This window comes from Psychrobacter fjordensis, from assembly GCF_904845995.1.
Taxonomy (GTDB): Bacteria; Pseudomonadota; Gammaproteobacteria; order Pseudomonadales; family Moraxellaceae; genus Psychrobacter; species Psychrobacter fjordensis.
Window position 1 is genome coordinate 820382 of sequence record NZ_CAJGYP010000002.1, and the last position, 19040, is coordinate 839421.

A 19040-nucleotide genomic window follows, 5' to 3' on the forward strand; every position below is an offset into this window, starting at 1 on the left:
TGCCGCTCATGCATAAGTATTAAAGGATTATTCTGCCAACATATTGACAGAATAACCCTTTCTTATTGGCTTTAGCTAAAACATCATAGCTGCATCATCATTTGGTTTTTAAGACTTAAAATAAGCCGACTGCCCGCTAATGCTTTTATTAACGCAAATCATCCACCACGGCAAGCATAGCTACTAATGACGCTTCACCTAATTTAGCAGAGCGCTCTGGTGACCAACCCGCCTCCTCATCAGGCAAATTATCATTGTCTTTGAATGGCATCTCTAACGTATTAGCAAGGCAATCAAAATGCTCAGCAACCCAATTGGTTGCAACCGTCATATTAGCAGTACTCGGTGCATCAATCTCATAGCCAACTTCAGACTGAAAGTCAGCACTGGCTAACTTTAATACGTCTGAAAATCTATCACGTAAATGTGCGAGACGGCCACTATAACTGGGCGTCCCTTGAGAGCCTGCAAGGAATACATACGGCAGTGCTTCATCGCCATGCACATCATAAAAGAGGTCAACGCCGATTTCTTTCATTTTATTAATCACATGAAATACTTCAGGGCTTTTCTCTAAGCTTGGGCTTTCCCATTCACGGTTTAAATTGGTTCCTACCGCGTTAGTACGCAGGTGGCCGCGCACGCTACCGTCGGGATTCATATTAGGAACGATGTAGAAGTTTGCTTTGTCTAGTAACTGTTTGCCTGTCGCATTATCACTGTCTAACAAGCTATACAATAAACCCTCGACCAACCATTCAGCCATCGTTTCACCAGGGTGCTGACGAGCGGTAATCCATATATTGCGCTTGTTAGCAGCCCCATCACCAATTTTAACTAGCGTCAAGTCGCGCTTATCAAGCGTTTCGCCTAAATACTCTAGCGTTACCAATGGATGCGTTTGTACTGCCGCCAATAAATCTTGGTGACGCTCATAGCTGTAGGGCGCAAAATAAGCAATTTGAATGGTTTCGCATTCCAGCTCTGCCACGATGGTTAATTTGCCATCTGTATAAGAGGTTGGCAAACGGAACCATTCCTGACGGTCATAAGACGCAACTGCTTGGTAATTCTCCCACCCTTCAAGGTAAGATACCTCCCCTGCATTCATAATATTGAGAACGTACTGCTCGCCTATCTGACCGGACAGACGAGAGTTAAACCACTGAAAAAACTCTTCACCGACGTCTGGACGAATCGCTAATTGTATGTCTTTTTTATCGTCTAAATTAATAATATCAATATTACCTGCATCAAAATTAGCCGTGATATGCATATTCTTTCCTTAATAAATTATTATAGTTGTGCCTTAAAAAGCATATAAAGATGTAATAGAGTGCGCCAGCCTGTTTCGCTCTAGCAACGCCATCAAATAGTTTACTTCCAATCATTTGATTCTGCCAGTTGGATAACGTATTCCTTGCTCTTCCTAACCCAAATACTCACCAGCTACACTCCACAATACTGAATAGTGTGTGTCTGTTTTGCCTCAATGCTGTCACTCTATCTCTTTTTGGTCATGGCAAATTCTTTTTCAAGTCACAAATTCACCAAACCCACTACGCTTTTAACATCGTTCAAAACTTACAAAATGACAATATTGTCATTTTGCAGTCATGCTCCTGTCAGAAACTTTTATTTATACTTTAGACAGATTCAATAACTTCAACTATCAATACTATTATCAAACCAAAAAAGGATTAATTATGTGGTTATCTAAATCAATCGTAGCAACAGCTATTGCCTTAGTCGTTTCAACCTCTGCTATGGCACATGATCCAAAAATGCATGCTGAAAAAGATCAGATGAATTGTGAAAAAATGGAAAAGCACATGCAGATGATGGAAAAAATGGATCATAGCAAGATGGATATGAACGATCCATCAATGAAAGCAATGATGGCCAATATGGAAAAAATGAAAGCGATGTATAAAAAACACTGTGTTACCAATAACAGCGCTTCTTAAGAAATAACTTTGTTCAACACTCATCATTACTTAGTCGATTTTATTCATTAGATAGTGGTGAGTGACAAAATAGTTTTTTTGGATGAACGTATGAAATTTTTATTGGGCGTAGTATTCACTATTGTAGCCATCGTAATTGGCATTTTTATTATCATCACAAGTGGTATCGTCAACGTTGGTGCCGATCAAAAACACAGTCCAATCGTCTACAACTTGTTAGAAACCGCTCGCAATCACTCAATTCAACGCGCAAGTAAAGATATCTTGGTTCCAAATTTAGAAAAGGTAGAAATGATAAGCTCAGGTGGCGCAGACTATAAAGATATGTGTGCAGGCTGTCATTTATCACCCGGTATCACAAGTACAGACTTGAGTAATAACCTCTATCCAAAACCGCCAAACTTTACCAATGCAGATATCGTTGAGCGCTATCAAAGCGAGGCTGGTGCAGGACAAGGGTTTTGGGCCATCAAACATGGCATTATGGCATCTGGCATGCCAGCTTGGGGAGCCTCTCATGATGATGAAAGAATGTGGGCAATGGTGGCTTTTATCAGAGAATTACCCAAACTGAATACAGATCAATATACGATGCTGACCACTAGATTCGATGAAGAAATATTAGATGTTTCACTCACTGATGCGACTATGGTTCACTAAGCAACATATATTAAAACCCCTATTGCTTTGACCATACACAGACTCAATTCTATTAGATATAAGAATTCTAAATACAATACTTCTAAGTACAAGACCTCTAAGTAAAAAGCTGCTAAATAAAAAATGTCTATGCCTTATAAAGTGAAGCAGCTTAACAAGGCTATCTCAATAGTTATTTATGCAACTATTGACTCACCGCAGCATCAGACATATTTTGATTGACGGCTAAAATAGCTCATTCTGTTCTATTAATGAGCCAACAGTTATATGAACTCAACTCCCATTTCACGGATTAAGTTAGGTAAATTATTATGAACAAGAATATGTTCAATCGCAGGCGTTTCTTAACAGGATCTTCTACTTTGCTAGGGGCATCCATGCTATCTACGCTGCCGTCTATTGCTAATAGTGCGCTCGGTAAAGGGCAACAAAATGTAGCCGTCAACAGTGATAAAGCTGACCATATCGTACCCATCTTAACGGGCAACGAGTTTGACCTGTATGTCAGCAAGAAGCCCGTTACTGTCAATGGCAAGTCGAGTATGGCGACACTCATTAATGACTCGCTGCCAGCACCGACGCTAAAGATGCGTGAAGGCGATACCGTAGTGATACGTGTTCATAATCAGATGGATGAATCGACCTCTATTCATTGGCATGGTTTGCTCGTTCCGTTTGAGATGGATGGGGTGCCAGGTATCAGTTTCGATGGTATTCCTGCGAACAGCACCTTTACCTATACATTCAAACTAGTGCAATCAGGCACCTATTGGTATCACTCACACAGTGGGTTCCAAGAACAAACCGGTATGCTGGGTGCCATTGTGATTGAGCCCAAAGGCCGTGAGCGTCATCCAATCGAGGAAGACCACGTTATTGTGCTTAGTGACTGGACACACCGCGATCCGCACAATCTACTGAAGCTGCTCAAACAGCGCGCAGACTTTGATAATTATCATCTACCAGACTTCAAAAAGCTATTGGCTGATATCGCCGCAACAGATCTAGAATCAGCTCATGACAAGCGCAAAATGTGGAATCAGATGCGCATGATGCCGACAGATTTCACGGATTTGTCTGGTGAAAAAACCTTTACCTATCTAATGAACGGTAAGACCACAGCAGCCAATTGGACGCAGCTAGTGAAAGCGGGACAGCCCGTCAAACTGCGCTTTATCAATGGCTCAGCACAGACCATCTTCGATGTGCGTATACCGGGTCTGAAAATGACTGTCGTCTCAACGGATGGCAATGATGTCGCGCCCGTTGCGATTGATGATTTCCGTATTGGGGTGGCTGAGACTTATGATGTCATCGTCACGCCGACCAAAGATGCGCATACCATATTTGCCCAAAATATCGATCGTTCAGGCTATGTCGCGACCACGCTTGCGACCAAAAAAGGCGCTCGTGCTGCAATACCTGCTATGGATAAGATCGAATGGCTGACCATGGCCGATATGATGGGTGCGATGGGTGATAAAGGCTACAAAGCAAAGCATGCTAAGACCGAGTATGATTTCAAATCTGATATGCGCGTCGACAGTCCACGTATGAACCTCGATGACCCCGGTATTAACCTGCGTGAGATTGATAGAAAGGTTTTAACTTATGACCAATTACGCTCTGTCGATGAGGCCATATTTGCAGAGCAGCGTAAGCCTACTAGAGAGATCGAGCTACATTTAACGGGTAACATGGAGCGCTATATTTGGGCCTTAGATGGTGTCATGTTTAAAGATGCAACGCCTGTCAATATTAGGCCTAACGAGCGCGTTCGTATCACCTTAGTCAATGACACGATGATGAATCACCCGATGCACTTACATGGTATGTGGAGTGACTTGCGAACCCCATCTGGAGACTTTCAGGTACGTAAGCATACGATTGTGGTGCAGCCTGCGCAAAAGATTAGCTTTGATGTGACGGGTGAGTTTGGACGATGGGCGTGGCATTGCCATCTGCTTTATCACATGGAAGCCGGTATGTTCCGAGAAGTTGCCGTTGTTTAACAAACCTTCAAATATGAGGCTTATTATGAAAACATCTAAGAAAAATCTGCCATTCATTGGTTTGTCATCGCTAGTCTTGCTCACATCATCTTTTGCAACAGCTGCTGAGATGACAGATATGGATCATAGCAGCATGGATATGTCAGGCGATATGTCTGGTATGGATCACAGCGGCATGGACATGTCAGGCGATATGTCTGATATGGTTCACAACGGCATGGATATGTCAGGCGATATGTCTGGTATGGATCACAGCAGCATGGATATGTCGGGCGATATGTCTGATATGGATCACAGTGGCATGGATATGTCGGGCGATATGTCTGGTATGGATCATAGCGGTATGGATATGTCAGGTGATATGTCTGATATGGATCACAGTGGCATGGATATGTCGGGCGATATGTCTGGTATGGATCACAGTGGCATGGATATGTCGGGCGATATGTCTGGTATGGATCACAGTGGCATGGATATGTCGGGCGATATGTCTGGTATGGATCACAGTGGCATGGATATGTCTGGTATGCAAGGTGGGCAGCCACCAGCCGATGCTCGCAGTCCAGACTATTCAAATGGGGTTCCCTACGGACAGTATGGTAAGCCAATGATGATGGGCAGCATGCCATTATGGGGAGTGTCAGTAGACGACTTGGGCTATCAGTTTGATGAAGACCAAATCAACTTTGAGGCGACGGGTTGGTATGGTACTGATAGCAATCGTATAAGACTACGTACCGAAGGTAGTGCTCAGACTAAAGATAATAAAGAAATCGATAGCTTGAGCTCCCTTGCTTATTGGAAACCACTGAGCATTTTTTGGAATGGTGAAGCTGGTGTCGCTTACGATACTGAAAACGATAACGCTGCCGTGATGGCAGGTATTGTCGGCACCGCGCCTTATTTTATCGAAACGGATGCGAGAGCCTACTTATATACCGATGGTCAACTTCGTCTTGATTTGGGCGCAGAGTACGAATGGCGTTTGGATCAGCATTGGGTGGTCATACCGGAGATGGGATTGACTGCCTTTAGTAAAGACGATCATGATAATGGTATTACCAAGGGCTTTAATGAGATGGAAGCTGAGGTTAGGCTGACTTATGAGACGTTCAGTCGCCAGCTAACCCCTTATGTAGGTGTTAGTTATGAGACAGCGCTTGGCAAGGCTCGTGGTCAACGACGTCAAGAAGATGAATCGGTTGATAACAGTAGTTTGACTGCGGGGGTCAAATTCTGGTTTTAGCTTTCTGCTCGTTTTAACCCAGTATGAGATGATTAGCTGTAGACACTTTTAGGATTGTTTTATTAGGCGTCCTTCACTTATACAACACTCGCAAGACTGGGTGCTAAACCTTCACTGTCTATGACTTCGTTCACATCTATAAATGACGTTTTATCCAGATTGCCAAGGTTGTAGCCTGCAAACTCATGATATAAAGCGACCACATCACCCATGATTAAAAGTGCAGGTGTTGGTAGTTTTGCTTCAGCTTGCTGATCAGCGATATCACTTAATGTACCGATAAGTACCTGCTGCGTTGGCATACTGGCATGGCTAATAATGGCAAAAGGCGTTTCGCTGTCACGCCCACTTGCTATCAATCCTTGTGTCATCTCATGCAAACGGTGCAAACCCATGTAAAACACAACTGTCTGACTGCTGTCCATTAGCTCACTATAATCATTATTAGGCGCGCCATTTTTTTTGCAAGCAGTGACAAACTTGACCGACTGAGCATGGTCACGGTGCGTTAGTGGAATTCCTGCACGGCTAGCAGCAGCACTTGCAGCAGTGATACCCGGAATAGACTCAAAATGAATGCCATGACGCACCACTTCCTGTAGCTCCTCACCACCGCGTCCAAAAATAAAGGGGTCGCCACCTTTTAGACGAACCACTATTTTACCTGCCAGCGCGTGTTTGACCAGTAGCTCGTTAATACTCTCTTGTGGCAATGCATGGTTGGCGCGGCGCTTACCAACGAATATTTTTTCAGCCGTAGTCGCGCACATATCCAAAACATCTTCAGACACCAGACTGTCATACAACACTACCTCTGCACGCTGCATCACTCGCCACGCTTTTAAGGTTAAGAGTTCAGGGTCACCAGATCCTGCGCCAATCAGATGCACAGTGCCTCTTTTGGTGCAAGTTTGCACGTTTTCTGCGCAGTGTTGACCCATTAGCTGATAGGTCTCATGCGTTGAGGTAGCGGCAGATATATTGGTCATAATGGTGACTCCTAATAACAGCGTGAATACAGCAAAATGGGCAACCAAAAGCAAAGTTGTCAATAAACCCCTACTCTAAAATGGCTTATTGTTCATAACACAACACTCAACCAGTAATTACATATAAAAGGCTGCAAGCGACGTGCCATAACATCATTTAAGCTTGCGCCAATGGGGCGCATTCTGCAATTAATGCATTGATTTGCCCCACACAAGATCCACAATTGGTACCTGCTCGGCACTGCTTACCCACTGCCGTCGCACTAGTACAACCATGCTGCGTAATAGCGTTGAGAATGATATTTTTTCCAACTGACATACAAGAGCATACCAAGGGTCCTGGATCGACATAACCGCTGGCAGGCCGCCCCGCGAGTAACCATTTATATCGTTGATTGGCAGGTATTTGGCTAGTATCCATAAAGCAGCTATCGAGCCAGCGTACACTCGGTAATTGCTTTTGCGTTGGGGCAACATAAACAGCCATAATCAGTTGTGTGCTAGGCCTTTCATTATCAGATGCTTCACTATTTATAGCAGTGTTATCTGAGTCTATCTCAGGCGCAGATTGCGTCACAATAAAACGCAATTGATTCTGTACATTATCGACCGTAAACGCCGTATGCATGACACGCTCTTGAAAGTTTGGCTGTGATAATGATTGCATAGAGGCCATAAACTGCTGCCAAAAATCGGGACATGCTAAGGTACTGCTAGCCTCCACCATCGGGCTAGCGAGATTAATCAATACACTATTATTTTGATGACTCAAACTCCAAGTAAGTGCAGGTAATGCCTCTGGCAAAATATTATTTGAACGTGCTTCGCATTTTGTTTCAGACAATTCTTTCTCTGACGCCTTGGCAGAAAAATTGGCCAGAATAGTACGTAATTGCACTATAACGGCGTCTTGCCACTCAGGATGCACCAAAATCTTGCCAAATGATTGCATAGGAACGGGCGTGACACTAATCGCCGAATTTTTGAGCTCTGGCTGCCCTGAATGCGGATCGACTACTGTTGGAATAAGGGGGCCTACACGAGCGAAGCTAGCAAAAGCATTGCTCCAATGCATAGGCATAAATGCATCACCAACCCGCAACGTATCGCTAACGGCAACTTGCGCCATTACGGTACTCACTGGTTCTTTACTATCCTTAGCCGTACTCATCGCGATATCACTGACTATGCCATCACTGGTCACGCCGTTCTCATAGCGTTCATACTTTTCGTAGCTTTCATACCTGCGATGCAGTTGCACAAAGTCATTGTCTTGAACGCCCAGTTGCTGTGCATCGTTAGCGTGTATGGTCAGTGTTGGTATTGGCTGATGTTGGTTTAACTGCGGTGCAAGGCCAGTACGAGTCATGGTATGCCACTGATCGCGAAGCCTGCCCGTAATCAGGCGTAAATGAACCACTTGGTTTTCAGGTTGAGTATCATGCTCAAACTCGTGTTTAGAGGGCGGTTGACTCTCACCAATCAGTTGGGGTTTTTGCCTTCTTTGACGTCGATGCACATTGGCTACGCTCGCTTCATCAGAGGGCGTAATAGCGATTAACTGTGACTTGGTAACAGCAGCCTCGGAATTAATGATCTCATTTTCTAAAGATTTTATCTTATCAATCATAGAGATACGCGTACCACCCCATTGAAATGGTAACAGCTCTTCGTATGCTTGCTGACTGAGTGCGATTGGCTTATGTATTTGATTGCCGTTCTGATTAATATGCTGGCTAATATGTTGTTGAACAGGTTTATCGGCTGGCACCTCATCTGTCATTAAAGCAGACAAGTCTTTGCTAAGATTGAGGTAGCGAGGATAGGTCTTATTGGAATGAGATGCGCTTTGGTTATGCGTATTACCATAAGCCGTCAATGCCACATGCTCATTAAATATCTCGCTTGGGTGTTGGTAATCAAACCCCGTTAATCCCATGCGTGTGGCAACTTGAGATAGTATCCACCAGTCTGGTTTGGCAATCCCCACCGCAGGTGTTAATGTCCGCTGCCGAGAGATACGCCGTTCAGAATTGGTGACCGTTCCAGATTTTTCACCCCACCCCTGAGCAGGCAATACAATATCGGCACACTTCACCGTGTCACTATCTACCGAGCAGTCAGAGACAATCACCAAATTACATTCAGCAAGCGCTTGGCGAAAATTATCCGCATCTGGCAAACTGACCACAGGGTTGGTGGCCATAATCCAGATGGCCTTGATACGACCATCCAATATGGCAGCGGCAGCATCACAGGCTTTGACACCCACGTTTGGGGAGATAGGTTGAGGCGACTGCCAAAAGTCTGCCACGAGCTGACGATGATCAGCATTGTCTAGTTCTAAATGCGCCGCCAACAGATTAGCAAGGGCGCCTACTTCTCGTCCGCCCATTGCATTAGGCTGTCCAGTAAGTGAAAACGGACTGGCCCCTACTTTGCCCACACGCCCTGTGAACAAATGGGTATTGATGATGGCATTGACCTTATCGGTTCCGCTTTGTGATTGATTGACGCCCATACTAAAGGCAGTGACTGTTTTATCAGTGGTGGCAACGCATTCATAGAACTGGCGGATACTATCCGCAGACACTTGGCAGGCACTGGCGACTTCATCGATGCTCCATGCTTTGGCCGCATTCACCGCATCATCAACGCCCAAGCTTTGGCTAACATATTCATCATCTTGGCAACCCTTCTGATCTAGGTAATGTAGCAACCCATTATATAAATGTGTATCCGTACCCGCAGCAATTGGTAAATGCAAATCGGCAAATTCACAAGAGTCCGTACGGCGTGGGTCTATCACAATCAGTTTTTTATTAGGGTTGGCTTTTTTGGCTGCTAAAAATCGACCAAACAAAATAGGATGGCACCACGCCATATTGGAGCCTACCAGTACCAATAAATCACAAGCCTCCAAATCCTCGTAATTACCCGGTACAAGGTCTGCGCCAAACGCACGTTTGTGCCCAGCTACTGCGGATGACATACACAGCCGAGAGTTGGAGTCGATGTTATTATTACCAATAAACCCTTTAATGAATTTATTGGCGACGTAATAGTCTTCAGTCAGTAATTGACCTGAGACATAAAACATAATGCTGTCTCGCCCGTGTTTGGCGATGGTGTCATTTAAACGACTGGCTACGTCATCTAAAACGGTGTCCCAGTCTGTCTGCTCTATCAGTGGCTTGTCGGATACGTCTATAGCATTAAAATCATTACCCAATTGCATAGGCTGATGCTGTTGCATGGCTGCTTGCTTGTTTTGATAATATGGCTCGGTCAAGCGGCGTGCGGTGCCCAATGTTTGTGCCAGCGCACTCCCTTTTGAGCACAATTTACCAAAGTTAGCCGGATGTTCAGGATCTCCTTTGACGCTCAGCACCTCTGTTGCATTCACGCTCGCTAACACACCGCACCCCACTCCGCAATAAGGGCACGTCGTGCGGATAGTAGTGATCGAAGCATCAATCAAATCACCATTAGATGACGACGGTGCTTTTTTGATATGTTTGGCAGCACTTATATCATGTGTTTCAATGACGCAGTCTGTTGTTTTTTGCATGCTATTAGGCAGATTGTTCGATTTATTAGCTGACACTACTTTGCTAGCAGCAGATTGATTAGCAATAGCATCATTCATAATGCATCCTCTAACAGTTCGGCCACTTTATGATGATTGACGTTCTTGTCTGTATCATTAAATTCTACATCTACTTCCGTAGTTGGCGAATTGTTGAGCGTGATTTCGTCCAAATGACAATATGCTTCGCCAAATATGAGTGTGTCTTTGATAGGCGTAATATCAACATTATCTATAATCAACTGACTGTAAAAGCTACCGTCGCTGGTGTCCCCATAAAGCACAGCGCCAATAAGTTTGTTTTCTTTGAGGTACAGACAGTGATAATGGTTTAAGGCAGGCTGACGATATACCAGGGTTTCAACAGTATCAGCGGCTTCGTCATCAAAAGCGATTTGCCCTGCAGAAAATGCCGACATACCCGATACTTTCAATTTTAATGACAGCGGTTTGCTCACAAAAGGAACCCAGTGATCTGGCACAGCTGTTTTACTATCTGTCATATTTGTATTGTTTTCTATCAAGTCATCTTTTAAAACCGTGACCAACGTATCCACTTGCTGATTGACCGGCGCCACCATTCCAAATAGCTCGCCCTCTCGCTCTATACACTCACCAATGGCATAAACATTGGGACAACTGGTGTGCATAAAATTATCGACCACAATACCGCGATTGACCTCGAGTCCGCTTTGCTTAGCAAGCGCTGTATTGGGTATCACGCCCACTGCCATCACGATAAAATCGGCCGCTAGCGTGCGCCCGTCTTTTAAAGATAGTCCGCATACTTCTCCTGCATCATTCATCTCAATGGCCTCAGTATGGGCAGAAACCGCGAGACCAACCCCTCGGCGACTGAGCTCAGCTTGCAAAAGCTCGGCGGCTGGCAGGTCTAGCTGACGATTGAGTACATAACCATCCATATGAATGACCGTCATGCTCGCGCCCTGTGCCGCCAACGCGCAGGCAGCCTCCAATCCCAGTACGCCACCGCCAATCACCAACCCCGTTTTTCCTTGGCGGGCATAGTCCATCAGAGCGGTCACATCGGCAAGGTCTCGAAACACATGCACGCCCTTAGCTGTGTGATTGGGGAATGGAATGACTCGGGCAGTTGATCCTGTGGCCATTACTAACTTGGCATAGTTGAGTGTTTGCCCATCATCTAGCTCAATACACTGGCACTTGGTATCTATTGTCTCTACCGCAACCCCAGCCAGTACGGTGATACCCAGCTGCTCATACTCTGAGTTGTCATATAAATAAGTATCTTCAAACGCTGTGTCGCCAGCCAATACGGGTGACAACATAATGCGGTTGTAGCCCACGTGCGGCTCTTTACTGATTAACGTAATTGGCAAACGGGATTTATCATCATTCGATTGTGTGCGAGCAAGCTCAATGGCAAAACGACTGCCTGCCATGCCCGCCCCGATAATAACGATGCCAGCGTTTTTTTGATGACCTGATGCTAAGGCGTGATTGTTGGTATGAGTATCTACCGTAGTGGTGGCTTGCGATATAGATAACGACATAAACAGTAAGTCCCTTAGCCGCGCGGAGCAGCATTGAATGCAAAACAGCGTGTCATGAAAAGTATGCCAACAATAATAAAATGATGACAAACTCTATGAAGCAAATGCCATGCCATACCAGTAGAGGGTTACGCTTAATGAGTGGTTCTGGGTCGCGGCTGTGTGCCTTATTATCGGGGTTAAAATCCTGTAAAAACTCACCAATGGCTTGATAGCGCGCGTTAGTATTGACATGCAGCGCACGCATGAGTGCCTGTTGGCTAGCGTCAGGTACGTTCTGCTGCCGTAGCGGCTGCGCGGGCATCAGTAATGTTTGGTTTGGCATCATTAGTGTCTGGGTATTAAATGGCAATTGTCCTGTCAGCAATTCATAGCCAATCACTGCAATCGAGAACAAGTCAGAATGCACGCCTTTTGGTGCATCGGTGTAATATTCTGGTGCAGCATAGTGCAAATCACCATTTGGTGGTCGAGTGCTGTCTTTTAAGATAGATGAGCTGGCGGAACCAAAATCAATGAGTTTGACGGCGCCAGATTTGGTTAAAAGAATGTTTTCGGGTTTGATGTCTTGATGCAACAGATAGTTGCGATGCATGACTCGAACCGCCATGCCAATTTTGGTTAGCAAATCAAAGGTTTGCCACACATCACAAGGTGCATGACGATCCATAAAGTCCCGTAAACTCTCACCAGCGATATATTCAGTCAAATGATATAAGTATGTGGTACTTGCTGGTACCGGATAATAACGCAGTAGCCCCGACTCACTGAGGCCAGAACCCACGTTATGACCGATATTGTTGGATGCAGGATTGACAGGCAATCGATTGGGGTCAGCTTGATTGTAAGCCGACTCACCCGCGCGGCGATGTTTTGATAGGCTCAAACCAATTTTACGTTCTTTTAAAAAATCACGCAGATAGTGACCATCGGCAACAGAGTCTAAACTGGGCGATTTTAAAACAAAGTCGCGGTTGTATTCATCTTGTACCCAGTACACGTGACTGCGAGCCGTGCGGGCAATGATACCAATCACAGTAAAGCCGTCAATATGATCGCCTATCTGTAAATCGGTTGGCAGCTGGTAGCGATTCACATCATGTATGACCGTATCCAGATTATCAAAGTCAATACCATCAAAATGACCAGTACTCTTAGCGCTATTGATAGAAGTAAAATGGGCTGAGCGTGTGTTCATACTCAGCATGACCATGCTTAGATTGTCATGACTGCCTGCAGTAAAAGCTTGCTCGCATACGGCTTGACTGGTATTAAACCCTAACGGTAACTTGTGCGTGGTGGCCATCAACTGAAATATATCAGTCGCACTGCTGCACAGCTCAAATTGCAACTCTGTGGGCTCTATATGCTCATAAACCCCATCCGTCATGATGGCCAAACACTCGTTTTGATGAAGGGTAAATACCGATTGTTGTAGCTCTAACTGGCTATCTGCACCGATAGCTGCAGCAAGCGCTCCTTTGTCTTGGCCGCGATGCACACGATGGTCTTTGCTCAATACTGTTAAACAATCTACCCCAACGCGGTATATTCGAGAGTCACCTGTATGGAACAGGTGAATACGGTCACCAATACAGAGCAAGCCTGATAACGTAGATAACAACGGCGGCACCCGTTGATACGCTTGAGGAAAATATAAGATATCGTTGGCTTTGTTGACTGCTGTTTTGATGATACTAGCGACTTGATCATCGTCAAAACTGATGGATGGCGACTCATCTTGTGAGTGTGCCAATTCGGTCAAACCCAATGTAATTTTGTGAGCAATGGTATTCACCACCATTCGACTTGCCTGTTTTGGAAACTGGCAAGCACTGACCCCATCTGCCATGAGCACCAATAACGGTGCTGATGAGGGTGGGTAGGATCTTGCGTGAGACATTGGGCGATTGGCACCAGATGATTCTGTACCTGAACATTGATATGGTAGACAGGTGGTGATAAGTAAACTGTCTTGGTTTTCCGTCTTGCGACCTGCCATAGTAAAAAAATCAAGCCACCATAATGCAGTGCTGCCATCATCAATACTCTTACTTTCATCAGTCTCATCAATAGCAACAAACTGACTTGACTCTATCAAAGATGACGAATTATTGACATTAGCTACCATCTCATCAGCATTTTGACTATTGTTTCTATTGGCATTTTCTGCGTGTGCTATCGTCATCTGTTTTCACCTCGTACTATCTATGACTCACTTGTATTTCGGCAAATGTACCATCTGGCATCTCTTCAATAATGATACCTTCTGGCTCTTTTAAGAAAAACAAGGCAAAGAATCCAGCCACTGCTGTCGCGGCAATCACAAAGAAAAACACCTGATAAGACACCAGACTCAGCACCGTTAAATACACGACTGATCCAACATTGCCATACGCGCCTGTCATCCCTGCAAACTGCCCTGTCATACTGCGTTTGATCAGAGGAATCACTGCAAAAACAGCACCCTCACCTGCTTGTACAAAGAATGAACAAAACATTGTGATTAACAATGCCAATGCAAGTGGCCACGTTGAGTCAAGGAAGCCCATCAACAGATACCCGATGGCCAAACCAGCTGTCAAAATCAATAAAGTAATTTTGCGACCAAACTTATCACTGAGCCAACCGCCGCCTGGACGTGACATGAGATTCATAAAGGCATAGCTCGATGCTAATACCCCTGCCATCACAATCGATAAACTAAAAGTTTCTTGGTAAAACAGAGGTAGCATCGACACGACGGCAAGCTCTGAGCCGAACGTAGCAAAATACAAAATATTTAAGATACCTACTTGCTTAAAATCATAACGATGCGCCACTGGTACAGGCGTGGTGAAAACCTCTTTATTAAAGCGGTAGCTACTGATGAACTCATAAACATACAGTATCGCAAGGCCAATATAGACCATGGTGACACTAGACTGGCTCAGCAAGCTCACACCATCAGGTGATAGTTTCCATGCCAATAATGCCAATGCCAAATACATAGGCAGTTTAAAAACCATCATTAACCAAAAATCACCTGATGACGTCACCATCATGGCACCTGATTTTTTGGGTTTAAAATAAGTAGCGCCTTTGGGTGTATTACGCGCCATCTTATAAAAAATGATGCTATAAAGCGCCATCACGACCCCTGATGTAGCTGTTGCATAGCGCCACCCTTCATCACCACCGAACACTGCTGCTGCACCAATCGCTATAGTCGGTAATAACAGTGCCGCTGCTGCCGAGCCAAAATTACCCCAACCGCCATAGATACCTTCAGCCGTCCCCAATTCATTGGTTGGAAACCAATCACTCATCAAACGAATACCTACCACAAAACCTGCACCAACAAAACCCAGCAAAAACCGAGACAGCGCCAAGGTGTTGTAATCCTGCGCGAACGCAAAGGTAAAACAAGGAATAGCGCCAATGGCTAAAATGGCGGTATAAACAATGCGAGGGCCAAAGCGGTCTGTCAGCATCCCTATAATCACACGGGCAGGAATGGTCAATGCTACGTTTAAAATGAGTAACGTTTTGATTTGGTCTTTACTCAGATTGAGTGTTTCTCCAATCGCTGATAAAAATGGTGCATGGTTGAACCATACAAAAAAGGTAAGGAAAAATGCCATCCAACCTAAATGAAGGATTTTATTTTTACCCGTAAATGACAAAACATTAAGCTTGTCTTTACTAGGTGCAACGGGGGCTGATGATGACATAGGCAACTTCCTCAAATGATTAACTTCAGGGTTCTGACAACGTACTAAAGGTACTAAGTGTTCAAAAAATGCAGTATTCAAATATGATAAGTAGCAATGTTTCAGGCGGTGCAATGGTTATGCCAGTTATTTGTGTACGCTGCCAAATCTGTATAAAGACCAACGCTTATTGAGTCTCTAGGCGCCTTTACTGGCGGGTCTATAACCATCATCACACCTGACGCTTATGCTAATAAAGCATTAACACAGCAGGTTTAAAACACTCCATCAGCCTCCCTTATAAACAGCAATAACATCCAACGTGGGGCACAGCAGTATCTATTTTGGTGCATTAACTTCTGACATTGCAGTCGGCAACAACGGTATCTATCCTGATTTTTGGTAAGTAATGGAGCTAGCCATACTCATGTAAAAACCTTTGTACATAAGCGACTGGTCCTGATAAAGCATACCTTTCTATCTAATAGCAACGCGCAAAAACTCAGTCAATCAAAGTGCCATGGCATGATTATTGAATGCTCTGTAATAGTAGGTATTAAATGCTGTTTATCAGCTGTTGTTGAGAAACGAAACCGTTTATAGCGTGATAAAAAAATAAACGATGACCGTATCCAACCAGCCCCATTACTAAGGACAGACGCATGAGTAGCACTGCATTGAGCACAGAAAGTAAAGGCAATTTGGTGGTGATTGGCAACGGTATGGTCGGTCATCACTTTATTGAACGAGCAATTGAGCAAGGACTACACCAGCAATTTGACATTCATGTATTTGCTGAAGAAGACCGCCCTGCTTATGACCGTGTTTATTTGTCGAGCTATTTTGAACATAAAGATGCCAGTAAGCTGAACCTAGTAGATTTAACAGCTTATGAATTATCAAAAGTTAATTTGCATTTGAATCAGTGCATTGTAGATATCGATTCGGCCAGTCAGCGTATTACTACTGAGGCAGGCGAGATTATTGAATACTCTGAGTTGGTGCTAGCGACTGGTTCATATCCTTTTGTGCCGCCCATCCCAGGCCGCGAGCATCCGCATTGCCACGTATACCGAACCATTGCGGATTTAGATGAGATTTTAGCGATTGCTGAGCTGCCCACTGTTAAAAAAGGCGTGGTGGTTGGTGGTGGCTTACTGGGGCTTGAGGCCGCAAAAGCGCTCGTGACGCTAGGGCTTGATACTTATGTGGTCGAGTTCGCGCCGCAATTGATGGGCGTTCAGCTCGATGCCGCTGGCGGTGAGATTTTAAAGCGAAAAATAGAAGCACTGGGTGTCAAAGTGCTGACGGGGAAAAACACCAAAGAGATTCTGTCTAATACTGCGCCGAACTCTGATGATACCAACGGTGATGATCAACATTTAACCATGGAGTTTACAGGTGGCACCTCTCTAACGACCGATATGATTGTGTTTAGCGCTGGTATTAGACCGCAAGATGGCCTTATTAAAAACAACCCAGAATGTGGTATCGAAATGGGCGGGCGTGGTGGTATTTTGATCAATGAGCAATGTCGCACCAATGCCGATCATGTTTACGCCGTAGGCGAATGCGCAGTATGGGACAACAAAGTATTTGGCTTGGTGGCTCCCGGCTACAATATGGCCAGTATCTGTGCCGCGCAAATTGCTGGTGATAGCAAGCAGATATTTACGGGTGCTGACATGAGCACCAAGTTAAAACTGATGGGTGTTGATGTGGGTAGTATTGGCGATGCACATGGCACAAGCGAAGGCAGCTTAAGCTATCTGTATCAAAACCCTGCTGAGGGCATCTATAAAAAACTGGTTACTACACCGGATAACAAGCGCTTGCTTGGTGCCGTATTGGTAGGCGACACCGAAGACTACAACAACCTATTGCAATTGTATTTAAATGACATTGACCTACCTGCACACCCAGAAAGTCTGATACTACCCAATGTCGAAAAACCCGTGATGGGCATCGACAATCTGCCAGATACCGCCACGATTTGTTCTTGTTATAACGTGACCAAAGGTGCTATCTGCTCGGCCGTTGAAAACGGCGCATACTCCGTCAGCGATGTAAAAACCATGACCAGTGCTGGTAGTGGCTGTGGCGGCTGTGCCCCTATGGTCAAAGATACGGTCAGCTATCAACTCACTGCCATGGGCTTTGAAGTAAACAATGACTTGTGTGAGCACTTTGCTTATTCTCGTCAAGATTTATATAGCCTGATTCGCGTGCACGGTATCAAAACCTTTGATGAGTTACTGACTGAACATGGCAGCGGCCATGGCTGTGAGATATGTAAACCAACGGTCGCCTCTATTTTGGCATCATGCTGGAATGACTACGTACTCAAAACCGAGCTGACACCACTACAAGACAGTAACGATTACTACTTAGGTAATATCCAAAAAGACGGCACTTATTCCGTCGTACCGCGTGTGCCGGGTGGTGAAATCACTGCAGACAAGCTCATCGTACTGGGCCAAGTGGCGAAGCAGTTTAATTTGTACACCAAAATCACTGGTGGGATGCGGGTCGATCTGTTTGGCGCACGCATGGAGCAATTGCCTGATATTTGGACGCAACTGGTGCAAGCAGGCTTTGAGACTGGCCATGCCTATGGTAAATCTTTACGTACCGTGAAATCTTGTATCGGTAACAACTGGTGCCGCTACGGCGTCGATGACAGTATTGGCCTCGCCTTGAGATTAGAAGATCGTTATAAAGGCGTACGCTCACCGCACAAAATCAAGATGGGTGTGTCAGGCTGTATGCGCGAATGTGCGGAAGCGCAAAGTAAAGACTTTGGCATGATTGCGACTGAAAATGGCTGGAATCTATTTGTCTGTGGTAATGGTGGTATCACCCCACGTCATGGCGAGCTGTTCGCCACCGATCTGGACACCGAAACCATGGTCAAATATATCGACCGCATCATTATGTTCTATATCAAAACAGCGGACAAACTACAACGTACTTCAAAATGGCGTGAAAGCTTAGATGGCGGGCTTGATTATCTAAAAGCCGTCATTATTGAAGACAGCTTGGGCATAGCAGATGAGCTCGAAGCACAAATGCAGTTATTGGTCGACAATTACGTGTGTGAGTGGGCGGCGACGATTAACGACACCGAAAAACTCAAACGTTTCCGTCATTTTGTAAACAGTGAGAAAGGCGATGATAATGTCGTTTTCGTGACTGATCGTGAGCAGATTCGCCCAGCGACTGATGCGGAAAAAGCAACCATCAACCTGGTTGAATTGGCCTAGCCAAGGAGGAGTGCCTTGTTAGTTATCACAAAAAGCAAGGCGCTGTTTTTTGACTCATGTTTTTGTGACTTGCAGCTTGTCACTCAT

The 19040-nt window shown here is 45.0% G+C and carries 11 protein-coding genes; 5 read left to right on the forward strand and 6 right to left on the reverse strand.

The genetic code is table 11. The annotated features are described in order from the left end of the window. Positions 1-148: 148 nt before the first annotated feature. The gene (locus tag JMW61_RS11860) at positions 149-1276 is read right to left on the reverse strand and encodes a M14 family metallopeptidase (protein WP_201551527.1); all 1128 of its coding nucleotides are present in this window, start codon (positions 1274-1276) and stop codon (positions 149-151) included. 430 nt (positions 1277-1706) lie between these two features. On the opposite strand from JMW61_RS11860, the gene JMW61_RS11865 reads away from it, so the two are divergent. From JMW61_RS11865 to JMW61_RS11880, 4 genes are all read left to right on the forward strand, one after another. Next, positions 1707-1967: a hypothetical protein gene (locus tag JMW61_RS11865; protein WP_201551529.1), complete on the forward strand. Its 261-nt coding sequence runs from the start codon at positions 1707-1709 to the stop codon at positions 1965-1967. A 90-nt stretch (positions 1968-2057) separates the two neighbouring features. After that, the gene (locus tag JMW61_RS11870; protein ID WP_201551531.1) at positions 2058-2627 is read left to right on the forward strand and encodes a c-type cytochrome; all 570 of its coding nucleotides are present in this window, start codon (positions 2058-2060) and stop codon (positions 2625-2627) included. Positions 2628-2938: 311 nt separating this feature from the next. Further along, positions 2939-4639 carry a copper resistance system multicopper oxidase gene (locus JMW61_RS11875; RefSeq protein ID WP_201551533.1) on the forward strand — a complete coding sequence of 567 codons (1701 nt, stop codon included), beginning with the start codon at positions 2939-2941 and terminating at the stop codon, positions 4637-4639. A 25-nt stretch (positions 4640-4664) separates the two neighbouring features. Continuing rightward, positions 4665-5885: a copper resistance protein B gene (locus tag JMW61_RS11880; protein WP_201551535.1), complete on the forward strand. Its 1221-nt coding sequence runs from the start codon at positions 4665-4667 to the stop codon at positions 5883-5885. A 77-nt stretch (positions 5886-5962) separates the two neighbouring features. Here JMW61_RS11880 and cobA read toward each other — a convergent pair whose 3' ends face one another. The 5 genes from cobA to JMW61_RS11905 form a co-directional block, all read right to left on the reverse strand. Next, positions 5963-6874 (reverse strand): uroporphyrinogen-III C-methyltransferase, encoded by a 912-nt coding sequence (gene cobA / locus JMW61_RS11885; protein ID WP_194196422.1) that lies wholly within the window; start codon positions 6872-6874, stop codon positions 5963-5965. 157 nt (positions 6875-7031) lie between these two features. Beyond that, complete coding sequence (locus JMW61_RS11890; RefSeq protein ID WP_227687457.1) at positions 7032-10523, reverse strand: nitrate reductase; 3492 nt, start codon at positions 10521-10523, stop codon at positions 7032-7034. Continuing rightward, positions 10520-11998 (reverse strand): NAD(P)/FAD-dependent oxidoreductase, encoded by a 1479-nt coding sequence (locus JMW61_RS11895; protein ID WP_201551537.1) that lies wholly within the window; start codon positions 11996-11998, stop codon positions 10520-10522. Before JMW61_RS11895 ends, JMW61_RS11890 begins: the two co-directional genes overlap by 4 nt. A 52-nt stretch (positions 11999-12050) precedes the next feature. Beyond that, on the reverse strand, positions 12051-14186 hold the full coding sequence (locus tag JMW61_RS11900) for a protein kinase domain-containing protein (protein ID WP_320158105.1): 2136 nt from the start codon (positions 14184-14186) through the stop codon (positions 12051-12053). A 16-nt stretch (positions 14187-14202) separates the two neighbouring features. Further along, positions 14203-15825, reverse strand: a complete 1623-nt coding sequence (locus tag JMW61_RS11905) for a NarK family nitrate/nitrite MFS transporter (protein ID WP_406947835.1) — start codon at positions 15823-15825, stop codon at positions 14203-14205. A gap of 527 nt (positions 15826-16352) precedes the next feature. Between JMW61_RS11905 and nirB the strand changes: the two genes are divergently transcribed. Continuing rightward, positions 16353-18953 carry a nitrite reductase large subunit NirB gene (gene nirB / locus JMW61_RS11910; protein WP_201551539.1) on the forward strand — a complete coding sequence of 867 codons (2601 nt, stop codon included), beginning with the start codon at positions 16353-16355 and terminating at the stop codon, positions 18951-18953. The last annotated feature ends 87 nt before the right edge of the window (positions 18954-19040 follow it).